This is a genomic window from Pseudomonas sp. FP2196, assembly GCF_030687715.1.
In the GTDB taxonomy this organism is placed as follows: domain Bacteria; phylum Pseudomonadota; class Gammaproteobacteria; order Pseudomonadales; family Pseudomonadaceae; genus Aquipseudomonas.
Map to the genome: position 1 here is coordinate 3,244,960 of NZ_CP117445.1, position 13,286 is coordinate 3,258,245.

Genomic DNA, 13,286 nt, shown 5'->3' on the forward strand with positions numbered 1-13,286 from the left:
GAAATGCTTACGCGTCATTGGTTTAGGCGATGAATTGAAGGTGAGATGAAACGGTCACGCCACCCTCTTCTATCCATTTATCCGATCATAATGCCGCATTTTTTACGCTTTTTATCGATGATTGACTGATAGATGATCGCCGTCATAAACCACCGGTCTTGCGCCGGGTGCGGGTATCCCGCCCCCACGACAAACCTTTTGAGGAGACGATCATGCTTGAACTCAGACCTTTCAGCTCGCTGGGCGGCGCCCATCATGGCTGGCTGGATGCCCATCACCATTTTTCGTTCGCCGAATACTACGATCCGCAGCGCATGAATTGGGGCAATCTGCGGGTGTGGAATGACGATGTGATTGCCGCAGGCACCGGTTTCCCGCAGCACCCGCATCGCGACATGGAAATCATCACCTATGTACGTGAAGGTGCGATCACCCATCAGGACAATCTGGGCAACAAGGGCCGCACCGAGGCTGGCGACGTGCAAGTGATGAGTGCCGGCACCGGCATCGCGCACAGTGAATACAATCTGGAAGCCGCAGACACGAAAATCTTCCAGATCTGGATTCTGCCCACCGAAACCGGCGCGCCGCCGTCATGGGGTGCAAAACCCTTCCCGAAAGGTCAGCGTGAAGGCTTTGTAACGCTCGCCAGCGGAAAGGATGGCGATGATCAAAGCCTGCGAATTCGCGCCGATGCACGCTTGGTCGCGGCGAACATCAAGGCTGGGGAAACAGCTGAATATCGCCTCGACGAAGGGCGCCGGGCTTATCTGGTGCCGGCCACTGGCGTAATTGAAGTCAACGGCCTGCGTGCGCAAGCGCGCGACGGTGTGGCGGTAGCGCATGAACAGGTGCTGACGGTTACGGCGATTGAAGACAGTGAGATCGTGTTGGTGGATCTGGCTTGAGTGCTTGAATTGCAGACGTAAAAAGGGCAACCGCGATGGTTGCCCTTTTTTATGCTGCGATTTCAAGAAGCATCACTTGCTGGAGATTGCACCATCCACCAGGGTCTGCGCCTCGGCCACCAATTGCTTGAGGTGGTCGTCGCCGATGAAGCTTTCGGCGTAGATTTTGTAAATGTCCTCGGTGCCAGACGGACGTGCGGCGAACCAGCCGTTTTCGGTCATTACCTTCAAGCCGCCAATGGCCTGATCGTTGCCCGGCGCGTGACTGAGAATGCTCTGAATCTTCTCGCCTGCCAGTTCTGTCGAAGTCACCTGCGTTGGCGACAGCTTGCTCAGCAGTGCTTTCTGCTCAGGATTCGCCTTGGCGTCGACGCGCACCGAGAACGGCTCGCCCAGTTCATCGGTCAACGCGCGATAAGCCTGGCTTGGATCGCGGCCGGTACGAGCAGTCATTTCTGCGGCAAGCAATGCCGGAATCAGACCGTCCTTGTCGGTACTCCATACGCCGCCGTCCTTGCGCAGGAACGAGGCGCCGGCACTTTCTTCGCCACCAAAACCCAGCGAACCGTCGAAAAGGCCGTCAGCGAACCATTTGAAACCGACCGGTACTTCGTACAGACGACGACCCAGACGCTTGGCAACGCGGTCGATCAAACCGCTGCTGACCACGGTTTTACCCACGCCAGCATCGGCACGCCATTGCGGACGATTCTGGAACAGGTAATCGATGGACACCGCCAGATAGTTGTTTGGCGCAAGCAGGCCACCCGACGGCGTGACGATGCCGTGGCGGTCGTGATCCGGGTCGCAGGCAAACGCCACGTCGAAACGCTCTTTCAGACCGATCAGGCCTTGCATCGCGTGGCTGGACGACGGGTCCATGCGAATCTGGCCGTCCCAGTCAACGGTCATGAAACGGAAGGTCGAATCGACTTGCTTGTTCACGACGTCCAGATCCAGACGGTAGTGCTCGGCGATGGCCGACCAGTAGCGCACCCCTGCTCCGCCCAAGGGATCGACACCCAGACGCAGTTTGGCGTCACGAATGGCATCGAAATCGATCACGTTGATCAAATCGGCAACGTAGGTATTCACGTAGTCGTGCCGATGGGTAGTGCTGGCTTTCAGTGCCTGCTCGTAGCTGATGCGTTTCACGCCAGCCAGTTTGTTGGCCAACAATTCGTTGGCCTTGGCTTCGATCCACTTGGTGATGTGAGTGTCGGCCGGGCCGCCATTGGTTGGATTGTATTTGTAGCCACCGCTTTGTGGCGGGTTGTGCGACGGCGTGATGACGATGCCGTCGGCCAGGCCCGAGGTACGGCCGCGGTTGTAGCAGAGAATGGCATGGGATATGGCAGGTGTCGGCGTATATTCATCGCCTTCGGCGATCATCACGGTCACACCGTTGGCTGCCAGAACCTCCAGCGCACTGGCCCCGGCCGGGGTCGACAGTGCATGAGTGTCGATGCCGACAAACAGTGGGCCGTTGATCCCTTGGGATTCCCGGTACAGGCAGATTGCCTGGCTGATGGCCAGAACGTGCCATTCGTTGAAACTCAAGTCGAAGGAACTGCCGCGGTGACCGGAGGTGCCGAACGCCACACGCTGTGTGGAAATGGAAGCGTCAGGTTGGCCGGTGTAATAAGCCGTTACCAGTCGCGGGATGTCGACCAACAATTCTGCCGGTGCCGGTTTGCCCGCAAAAGGACTGATAGTCATGCAAGACCTCTGAAATAGAGTGGTTCAGGAATAGAGCGCAGTTTACTGGCAGTTTGACCGCTATGCGAAGGGATCTATCCGGAACTCTTCCGATGTTTTTTAACGTTACTCATCCGGTGCCAACCGCAAGGCGTCGCCCAGCAGCCCGACAACGCTGACCAGATCGTGATCGCCATGAATCAATGGGCTCAGGCGCAGATGGTGCGCATGCAAACCCTGCAGGCTGAACAACTCCCCGGGCGCAATGATGATCTGCTGCTTGAGCAGGCGATGGAACACGTTACCCATGTCCACCGGGCGTAGCGAGCGCGCCCACACCGTCGCCCCGCCCTGCGGTTCGATAATCTGCAACGCATCGCCCAGGCGCTCACGCAACAACTGAATCAATTGCGTACGACGTTCCTTGAGCATCCGCCGCAGTATGCACAAATGCTGATCCAGCCGGCCGCCGGCCATCAGCCTGGCGATCGCTTTCTGGCGGATCGGTGATAAACGGAATGCGCGCAACAGGAAATGACGCTGCAGCTCACTGCGCCAGTGGTGCGACAGGACAAATCCGAAAGGCGCTTCTGCACCGATGAATTTTTCGAACGTGGAAAACACCAGCAAACGATCAGGGTCGAGCCAGTCGCGCAGATGTCGAGCGTCGCCCCCTTCATCATCGAGTTCGCTGTAGCAGTCGTTTTCCAGAACCCAGGTGCCCTGACACCCGAGCAAATGGGCGATGGCCTGACGATTGGCATGGGGCAACAGGCTCCCCAGGGGCATGCTCAACGCTGAAGACAACAGGATCAACCGCACAGGTTCGCTCTTGAGCAACGACTCCAGCCGCTGGGGATCGATCACTCCTCCGGCCAGTAGCGGCAACTCGATAACCCGTACTTCGGCGGCTTCCAGCAGGCGCAAGATTACCCAGTCACACGGCGATTCAACCACCACGGTGGCGCGCCGCAATTGGAGTACAGAAATCAGTATTTCCAAGACACCGCGCAAGTCTGCGCCGATATAAACGTCATCCGCATGCCAGAAATTCACCGTTGACGAGGTATAGCGCGCAGCCAGTACGGTGCGCAACTCCAGCTCGCCGCAGGGCTGCACCGCCAATTGTGGCTGGCGCGGGTATTGGCGAAGCAACTCCCGTTCGAGCATCAACAACGGGCTGTCGAGCGGTTGCAGTGAAGCCGGCTCGTCGTCACTCAACACACACATGCCCGGTCGCCTGGCGTTGATGTAAACGGTTTCGAGCAGATCGGTGCCGTCACCGGGCAGTTGCATGCTGGGAAGCACTTGCGCGTAATAACCGGACTTGGCTATCGAATAGACGCGTCCTTCCTTTTCCAGCAGCGAATAAGCGTACTGGACGGTCGAGATGGACACATTCAACCGCTCTGCCAGTTGCCGCAATGAAGGCAAACGCGCCGCCGAGCTGCTTCCCGCTTCGTCGATCAGCAATGTCAGATAACGGTAAACCGCCTGATAAATGAAGTCGTTTTCACGCAACGCTTTCACAACCCCACATCACTGGACACCGATTCATTTTCCGGTAGATAACTCACAATCAGCCTTCCGCCGACCGATCGGTTGCCGATCCGCAACCCACCTTGTCCAGACTTACGTCCTGCGAGACCAAGTCGCTGGATTCAATGATGCGAATCGGCCCCATTGCGTAGAGACGGACGATCAAACTGACCGGCAGTCCGCTGACGTCCGTCATCCACTTGAGTACCTGTTCCGGAGCATGCAAGCCCTGCATCGCCCGATGCAAATCTGGCAGTGCCACCAACATGCCGGGATGACAACTGCGTAAAAACCTTTCAAGACCGGCGCCGCTGTCAATGAACGGCGCGAACAACAGGCAGGTCAGCTGAATGTCGTTCAGATCGAAGTTGGCCATCAGGCAGTTCTCTGCCTGCTGTCGCAACTGTTCAGGTTCTTGCGGATTGCCGAAACTGCTTAACAGTTGTTCACACACCGGTTCAGGCACTTGCTTGCGGCGCATCGCATTCAAGCTGTTTTGAAGGTAGTCACTGACTCCAGACTCGTAAGTGCGATCCTCGATGAATTGCGCCTGCATACCTTGCAGATGCGCTGCCACCAAGGGGTCCGCGTATTCATCGTCACCTTGATAAAGCGTCAGCTCATCCGTCTGAAATCCCAGGAAGTCGCTGAGCAAGGGCCAACGTTCCTCGAGCTTGCCGACAATCATGTCATTGATGTTAATGAAACCGGTGCGCCGGCAGGTTTCAAATTGACCTTCGGGGCGCCACGCTACACGCTCCTCCTCCGTATAAAATTCGCGGTAATAATCCCCACCCAGGCCGTCAAGCAATGGGAACAAAATCTCAAAGCCTGAACCACCCACAATCGGTCCGGCGATTGCCGCTTTCTGCACTGCGCGACTCAATCCGTCGAGAAAGTGCTTTTGACGAGGCGCAGACTCACTGCCGATCATTGCATCGACGCCATTGTTCCATCGAGCGATCTGACCGTAGAACTCGGCCGTGGCCAGATAAGCGTCATCCCACAATTCGAGCACTTCACTGAAGGTTCTACGATGGCCGATCAGCAGCAGGTTGACGCGGTTGGCTTCACGCCCCTCTTCACAGATGGGTACCTGATGATCGAAGGGCAAGACCTGGCGATGATCCACCATCAACAGCTCGACCCGAGGATCGTCATAAAGGAAGAGCGCGCTGTAGCTGCGGTGCATATTCTGCAGTGCCGTATGACTGTTGCCACTCCAGCGCAGGGTCGCCACCCGCAGCTGAAAAGTCGCAGGCGCACGCCCCGCAATACTCAGTTGCGCCGCCCGTAACAAGGCCAGCGTGTAACAGCTGTCGCGTGATCCGGACTGGTTAACCAGCACCTTGAAATGACCGATGTTTTCCATGCCGCCAGCCGCCACGACGAGGCGCTGGATCAACAACTGCAATGCCGTGCGTTCGGCGCGGGAGAAGAAACTCAGCAAACGTTGCAATACTTGCTGGTAGACATAATTCATTGCCTGATCATGGATCGTGCTCATCGGTATTTACCCGGTATCAAAAGTTTCATGCCGCGCAAACCGAACATCAGTCGCACGACAATTCATCAATAAGTAATAGACATTCAGATGCTAACACTTACAAATCTGTAGTCACTTGAAACACTTAAGCTATAAAAAACCGTCAAATGCAGACGTGTCGCCTCAAGCGACTGTAATCATTGATGTTTTTCTTTCATTTGAGATTCCTAGGAAACTTCCCACAACGTCCCACGACAAATGAGTACAAGAAAAAGAGAAGCAGTTTCCGAATAAACCTACAACAATTAAACAGTAGTGGGCGCAACCAACAGAGTGGGTCGGGTTATTACGCGTAGGGCAAATCGAATGCACAGCCATGACTCATTCCTTGAGATGAAAGTAATCATTCAATTATCAGGGCTTATATTGCGATTAGAAGATACAGATCGAGAGTAAAAACCAGTTCAGTTACTGAACGATACCCGGTACAGCACCGGGCGCTTGGTTCTTCAGGGGGGTGGGATGAACACACAAGAGTCCGTGGGGCCACGGACTCTGATTGCTGGCTTTACGCTGGTTCGACTTGCAGAGCGACCCGCTCGCGGCAAGGGCATTCGTCCATGTAACGATGTGCCTCGACGAACTCATTGAACGGGAACACACGGGTCTTGAGTGGCAGCAAAACACGATCAGCGGTCAACTGGTTGATGTCACGCAAGGCACGCTGCACGGCGACGTGATCCTGGGTGATGCCTAACTCCGGCTTACCGGTGAAGTTGCCGATGCAGTGCACGAAGAACTGGATGTTCTTCTGGAACGCTGCGCACGCCGGGAACGGCGTCTGGTTGCCACCCTGCAGGCCGTAAAGAACCAGGCTGCCACGCGGCGCCAGAACATCGCCAAGCAGCGACATCTGCGGACCGCCGAGACCATCGAAAACCACGTCTACGCCACGGTTTTCAGTGATCTTGTTGATTCGCATCAACAGATCTTCCTCTTCGGTGACAATCACCTTTTCTGCACCGAGTGAGAGCAGGTATTCGCGCTCTTCCGCCTGTTTGGTGGCAGCAATCACCCGCACACCCATCGCCTTGCCCAGTTGAACAAACGAAGGGCCGGCGCAATGGCTGGCGTCAGTGACCAGGGCAAATTGCCCGGGTTTGACCCGCGCCAGATCGGCGTAAGCGAAATAGGCGATCAGCAGCGGTGTGTAATGCACACTGGCTTCAATCGGGCTGAGCACATCCGGATATCGGGTCAGCGCGGTACGCGGGAGTACAATCGACTCACCGTAGACCGGATAGTCGTTCGGACTCTCGGCCGGAAAACTGGCGACCTTGTCACCGACTGACAGATCTTCGACATCAGCACCCACCGCCGTAACCACGCCAGCCATTTCATGGCCAAGCCCGGAGGGCAGGCGTGCCTGGGACGACGCCAGATTCTGACGCCACAGCGTGTCATACCAGCTGATGCCGATAGCCTCGACACGCACCTGCACTTCGCCAGGACCTGGCTGAGCGGCCGCATGCTCTTCGCATTTGAGCACCTCGGCCGGACCAAACTTGTGAAAACGGATCGTGCGGGACATCGCAAACCTCGTCAAAGTAACCTCTAATGCCCCGAACTCTATCTGGGCTTTCGACCCAAGACTATCAGTGGCTATTAATAGTCGACATGCCTGTCATTGATTCCGCAGTATGGGCGGTATTGGCAAAATCCTTGAAAAAACTGCTCACACCGTCGCAGTAAAGCTGAATTTTCCGGTGCAGAGTACCAGCCTTTCCCCGTAAGATTCATGCCGGCCATTGTTCTCATATGGTCGCCCTCGTCAAGCTTGATGACTCTGCCAGGACTCCAGATGAATCGTAATGACCTGCGTCGTGTCGACCTGAACCTGTTGATCGTATTCGAAACATTGATGCACGAACGCAGTGTGACCCGTGCCGCCGAGAAATTGTTCCTCGGCCAGCCGGCGATCAGTGCGGCGCTTTCGCGCCTGCGCGGCCTGTTCGATGATCCTTTGTTCGTCCGCACCGGCCGGAGCATGGAACCGTCCGCCCGTGCCGTGGAAATCTTCGCCCTGCTCTCGCCCGCCCTCGACTCGATTTCGACCGCGGTCAGCCGTGCCGCGGAATTCGACCCGGCAACCAGCACTTCGGTGTTTCGCATCGGTTTGTCCGATGACGTTGAATTCGCGCTGCTGCCAATGCTGCTCAAACGTCTGCGGGCCGAATCCCCGGGGATTGTGCTGGTAGTGCGTCGGGTCAATTACATTCTGATGCCGGGTTTGCTGGCATCCGGCGAAATCTCCATCGGCGTCAGCTACACCACCGATTTGCCGGCCAACGCCAAGCGCAAAGTCTTGCGACGCAGTGCGCCAAAGCTGCTGCGCGCCGACACCGTACCCGGCCCGCTCAGCCTCGACGATTACTGCGCCCGGCCGCATGCGCTGGTGTCGTTCGCTGGCGACCTCAGCGGCTTCGTGGATGAGGAACTGGAGAAACTCGGCCGCAAACGCCATGTGGTACTGGCCGTGCCGCAGTTCAATGGTTTGAGTACATTACTCGCGGGCACTGACATTGTGGCCACCGTGCCGGACTACACCGCTGATGCACTGACGGCGGCTGGCGGTGTTCGCGCGGAAGATCCGCCGCTACCGACACGCACGTTTGAATTGCACATGGCTTGGCGGGGTTCGCAGGATAACGATCCGGGTGAGCGTTGGTTGAGGTCGCGGATTCAGATGTTCTTTGGCGACCCGGACAGTCTTTGAAGAAACTTGCCTGAGGGTGCTTCCGAGCCATGAGTGGCGTTACCCGTTGACGCCACTCGCTCAAGTACCACTTGAAGCCATCTCTGGCATCAAGGAGCCGGAGCGGAAGCAGGCCGAATGAAGCGGTAGATCGACAGGCAGTAGAACAACAGCGCAGACGCCGCCAGCATGCCACCTACTATCCCTACATAAGCAAACCCCAACTGGCCGCCTACCCAGCTTCCCAGCAGTGCGCCGCCGCCGATGCCGATGTTGTAGATCCCTGAAAACATCGCCATCGCCACATCGGTGGCGTCCGAAGCCAGCACCAGAACCTTCGACTGCAACGCCAGCCCAAATCCCATGATCGCCATGCCCCAGAACAGACTCAGCACGCCCAGATACGAAACCTCGCCGCTCAATGGCAGCAGCAACAACAGGCACAGCGCGAGCACCACCACGGTGACGATCAGGAAGCGCTGCGGGTTATAGCTGTGCAGCCAACTGAACAGCAGCGATCCGAAAATACCTGCACCACCGAATAACAGCAGGATGAGTGTTACTGCATCGCCACTCAAACCCGCCACTCCTTCAACGAACGGCTCGATATAGCTGTAAGCGGTGAACTGGGCAGTCACTACCATTGCCGTCAGGATGTACACCGCCACCAGCGCAGGTCGTTTGAACAACAAAGGCAGGCTTCTCAGGGAGCCTGAGTTTTGACTCGGCAGCAACGGTAGAACCTTGGCGAGGCACAACACCAGCGTGGCCGCCAAACCAGCGATCACCATGAAGGTCGTGCGCCAGCCCATGGCTTCGCCCAACAACCGACCGAGGGGTATGCCCAGCACCATCGCCAGCGAAGTACCGGTTGCCAGCAAACCCAAGGCTTGGACTTGCTTGCCCGGTGGCGCCAGACGCACGGCCAGCGAAGCGGTGATCGACCAGAACAGTGCATGTGCCAACGCCACACCGATACGGCTGACCAACAGGACAGCGAAGCTTGTCGCGAAACTCGACAACACGTGACTGACGATGAACATCCCAAACAGCACGATCAACAGTTTGCGCCTCTCGATGTTACGCGTGAGCAGCATGATCGGCAGCGATGTCAGCGACACCACCCAGGCATAGATCGTCAGCATCAAACCGACCTGCGCCGACGACATGTCGAAGCTGCTGCCGATCGAACTCAACAGGCCAACAGGCACAAACTCAGTGGTGTTGAACACAAACGCTGCCAGTGCCAACGCAATCACCGCGTACCAATTACGATTAGTTGTAGCCGTTGAATTGCTCATTGAAGGGCGTATTACTCACTCGAAAATCGCGAACGTTTATGCTTACCCGTCGGCCAAAACCTCAGGCGACCGGTAGTTCGCAGGGGACCTGCACTATAAAGAAAAAGTGAATCGATCGTCGACGACCAGCGTCCGCTGCGGGCCCGAAAAGAGTTCGATGGCTGAGCCAGAACCCACTTTCGTTTGTGCGTCGCTTTTGCATTTCTGTGCGACAAATCCCGTTTCAGGGCTCCCGCGATGCTCTACAGCAGTGTTAGTTTGTAAGTGTATGTGTCTCATCGTTGAGACACTCCCAACTCACTGCCCTGCAAAGGAATGCCCTTCGTAATGAATTTCCCTTTCAAAAAACTCGCCGCAGCGACCTTGATGCTGGCGGGGCTGTCAGCTTTCACCGCACCGGCTCAGGCCAATATCACTCCACAGCAAAGCGCTGAAATCCTCAAAACCTTCAAGGCCGAATCGACCACCGATTTCCGCCAGTTCCTCGGCAGCCTGGCCAAAAGCGATCTGGCCAAGACTGCTGATATCGGTCCGGCCATTGGCGCTTTTCTCAACAACAAAACGCTGACGGCTGAACAGCAGAACGAGATCTATCGCCTGCTCGGCCTCTATACACGCGTGAAATACAGCGCGGCGGCCACCGAGACGCTGCGCGAACTGGTCGAGATCCCGACCTATCGCAAGGACGGCATTGCTCAGCACGAAAACCCGGAGTTCATCAAGATCGGCGAGAAGATCAAAAGCCTGGCTAAGTCTTTCAATCTGAATTTCCGCAACATCGACAACCGCGTCTATGAGATCTCTCTCGAAGGCACGGGCGATGAAGTGGTTGGCATTCATGCACACGCCGACGTAGTTCCGGTAACGCCGGAGAATTGGGTATTGAAGGACGGCACCCGCCTCGACCCGTTCAAGATCACCCTGATAGGTGATCGCATGTATGGCCGCGGCACCGAAGATGACAAAAACGGCATCGTGGTGACGATGTATGCCATGAAGGTCATCAAGGACGAAAAACTGCCACTGGCGCGCAATTTCAAGCTATTGGTGGACACCACTGAAGAAACCACCGGCGACGCGATCCCCTACTACTTCGAGCGCAATCCGACGCCAAACTACAACCTGGCGCTGGACGGTGGTTACCCAGTGGTGATTGCCGAGAAAGGTTACGGCACGGTCATGGCCAACTTCGCCAAACGCAAGGGCGAAGGCAAAGGTGCGGAAATCATTTCGATGACCGGTGGCCTGGCGACCAACCAGATTCCTTCCGTATCGGTCGCCACACTGCTCTCCGACAAGCCTGCCGAACTGGCTGCCAGCCTGCAAAAGGCCGGTGCCGAATACGCCAAACGCAATGGGGGCAACTTTGAGGTGGCGGCGAAGGTCGACGGCAAAGATGTCAAGCTGACGGTAACGGGCGTATCCGCACACTCCTCCGAACCCGAGTCCGGGGTCAATCCGGTGGCGCGAATGCTCGACTTCATCAATAGCCTTGATGGCCGAGTCGCGCTCAAGCACAACCACATTACCGATGCTGCACGCTACGCCGCGGACAATTGGGGCCTGGATTACCTTGGCAACAAACTGGGGGTCGGTTTTTCCGATGCCTTCATGGGGCCGCTGACTACGTCGCTGACCTACGTCGGGATGGATGAAAAGATCTTCAAACTTGCAGTCAACCTGCGCGTTCCGAAGGGCAAATCGCCTGAGAAGCTCAAAGCAGAAATCGCCGAAAAGCTGGCGGTCTGGAGCAAGAAGAGCCATGTCGCCGTAGCTTTCGACTATTCGATTGCCGAGCCGATGTACCGCAATCCTGAGGGTGAGTGGGTCAAGACGCTGCTGGCGGTTGCCACGGAAAACCTGGGCATGAAACATGAGTTCGGCACTTCCGCCGGTGCTACCTCGGTGCATGAATTGCCCAACGGTGTGCAATTCGGGCTGGCCAGGCCAGAGGTCAAGTACACCGGCCACACTGATGGTGAATTCAAGACCGTGGATCAGTTCCAGCTCGATCTGCAGATCGTGACGGAAATGATTGCGCGGATCGGTCAGTTGCCGAAACTCTGATCATGAAATTCGAACCCGCCGCACCGGCGGGTTCTTCTTTTTAATCGCCCCATAATCCTCTTCTCTCAACCTCAGCCCTGATCGTTGCAAAGCAGACAACACAGCATTACCATCGACGAGATTGATAGCCACCTAACGAAAGGTGCATGCTAGAGGGCTGGCTCGACTCTTATATCATTCCGAATGATAGTTACCTTTGCTTCATTCGATTCGTGCCATACCACCCCGCCGATCATCATCCGCCCATCTTCAATACATTGGCGGATGCATCCATGGAACAGTCACTCAAACATTTGCGCTTCCCGTTGGCCATGTTGGCCGTACTGGTGATGAGCGCCTGCGGCAAGACTCCGGAGACTGCCGCCACCCTGCCCGCTGCCAAAGTCAGCGTGGCCAAAGTGCTGGAACAACCGGTCAACGAGTGGGACGAATTCACCGGGCGCCTTGAAGCGCCGGAAACCGTTGAAATCCGTCCACGGGTCTCCGGCCAGATCGACGATGTCGCTTTCACTGAGGGCGCACTGGTCAAGAAAGGCGACCTGCTGTTCCAGATCGACCCCCGTCCGTTCCAGGCTGAAGTTCGCCGCCTCGAAGCCCTGGTTGCCCAATCCCGTGCCAACGCCACCCGCAGTGAAAACGAAGCCGGACGCGGTGAACGTCTGCGCGCCAGCAACGCCATCTCCGCCGAGTTGGCCGACTCGCGCACCAGCGCTGCACAAGAAGCCCGCGCCGCCGTCGGTGCACTGCAAGCGCAACTGGATCTGGCCAAACTGAACCTGAGCTTTACCCGCGTCACTTCGCCGATCAGCGGCCGCGTCAGCCGTGCCGAAATCACCGCCGGCAACCTGGTGACCGCCGACACCACAGCGCTCACCAGCGTGGTGTCCACCGACAAGGTCTACGCCTACTTCGACGCCGACGAGCGTGTGTTCCTCAAATACACCCAACTCGCCCGTCAGGGTCAGCGCGGTGCCACTACACCGGTGTACATGGGCCTGTCGAATGAAGATGGCAACCCGCACCTGGGCCAGATGAACTTCGTCGACAACCAGGTCAATCCGAAAACCGGCACCATCCGTGGTCGCGCGGTGTTCGACAACAGCGACGGCAACTACACCCCAGGCCTGTATGCAAGGCTGAAACTGGTCGGCAGCGGCACTTACAACGCCATGCTGATCAACGACGAGGCCGTCGGTACCGATCTGGGCAAGAAGTTCGTGCTGGTAATGGATGCGGACAACAAAACCGCCTACCGCCCAGTTGAACTCGGTCCGAAGATCGAGGGCCTGCGCATCGTCCGTACCGGCCTGAACAAGGACGACACGATCATCGTCAAGGGTCTGCAACGGGTTCGTCCTGGCTCACCGGTCACCCCTGAAGTGGTGCCGATGGCCAGCGAGCAAACCCTCGCGGCACTCGCTCAACAACGTCAAGCGCTGGAAGCCAGCAACCTGCCAAAAGTCGCCCCAGCCAAAGGCGCGTCCGGTTCGGTTGTGAAGCTGGCTGCTACGAACCCACGCGGTTAAGGGACG

General features: G+C 57.0%; 9 protein-coding genes. 4 read left to right on the forward strand and 5 right to left on the reverse strand.

Features of this window, described 5'->3' with window-relative positions:
* Positions 1-212 precede the first annotated feature (212 nt).
* Complete coding sequence (locus PSH79_RS14485) at positions 213-908, forward strand: pirin family protein (RefSeq protein WP_305437952.1); 696 nt, start codon at positions 213-215, stop codon at positions 906-908.
* A 72-nt stretch (positions 909-980) separates the two neighbouring features.
* Here PSH79_RS14485 and pgm read toward each other — a convergent pair whose 3' ends face one another.
* From pgm to PSH79_RS14505, 4 genes are all read right to left on the reverse strand, one after another.
* Positions 981-2,627: a phosphoglucomutase (alpha-D-glucose-1,6-bisphosphate-dependent) gene (pgm, locus tag PSH79_RS14490; RefSeq protein ID WP_305437953.1), complete on the reverse strand. Its 1,647-nt coding sequence runs from the start codon at positions 2,625-2,627 to the stop codon at positions 981-983.
* 105 nt (positions 2,628-2,732) lie between these two features.
* Positions 2,733-4,136, reverse strand: coding sequence for a PLP-dependent aminotransferase family protein (locus PSH79_RS14495; protein WP_305437955.1), 1,404 nt, complete (start codon positions 4,134-4,136; stop codon positions 2,733-2,735).
* 49 nt (positions 4,137-4,185) lie between these two features.
* A complete protein-coding gene (locus PSH79_RS14500; protein WP_305437956.1) occupies positions 4,186-5,652 on the reverse strand; it encodes a hypothetical protein in 1,467 nt (488 codons plus the stop codon).
* Positions 5,653-6,199: 547 nt separating this feature from the next.
* Positions 6,200-7,222, reverse strand: a complete 1,023-nt coding sequence (locus PSH79_RS14505; RefSeq protein ID WP_305437957.1) for a zinc-dependent alcohol dehydrogenase family protein — start codon at positions 7,220-7,222, stop codon at positions 6,200-6,202.
* A 270-nt stretch (positions 7,223-7,492) separates the two neighbouring features.
* Here PSH79_RS14505 and PSH79_RS14510 point away from each other — a divergent pair, with 270 nt between their 5' ends.
* Complete coding sequence (locus tag PSH79_RS14510) at positions 7,493-8,407, forward strand: LysR family transcriptional regulator (RefSeq protein WP_262410342.1); 915 nt, start codon at positions 7,493-7,495, stop codon at positions 8,405-8,407.
* Positions 8,408-8,496: 89 nt separating this feature from the next.
* Here the strand turns inward: PSH79_RS14510 and PSH79_RS14515 are convergent, their stop codons facing one another.
* Positions 8,497-9,687, reverse strand: a complete 1,191-nt coding sequence (locus tag PSH79_RS14515) for a sugar transporter (protein ID WP_305437959.1) — start codon at positions 9,685-9,687, stop codon at positions 8,497-8,499.
* 327 nt (positions 9,688-10,014) lie between these two features.
* Here PSH79_RS14515 and PSH79_RS14520 point away from each other — a divergent pair, with 327 nt between their 5' ends.
* Both PSH79_RS14520 and mexE read left to right on the forward strand, forming a co-directional pair.
* Positions 10,015-11,754 (forward strand): dipeptidase, encoded by a 1,740-nt coding sequence (locus tag PSH79_RS14520; RefSeq protein WP_305437961.1) that lies wholly within the window; start codon positions 10,015-10,017, stop codon positions 11,752-11,754.
* 272 nt (positions 11,755-12,026) lie between these two features.
* Entirely contained in the window at positions 12,027-13,280 is a 1,254-nt protein-coding gene (mexE, locus tag PSH79_RS14525) for a multidrug efflux RND transporter periplasmic adaptor subunit MexE (protein ID WP_305437962.1), read from the forward strand.
* Positions 13,281-13,286: the final 6 nt, after the last annotated feature.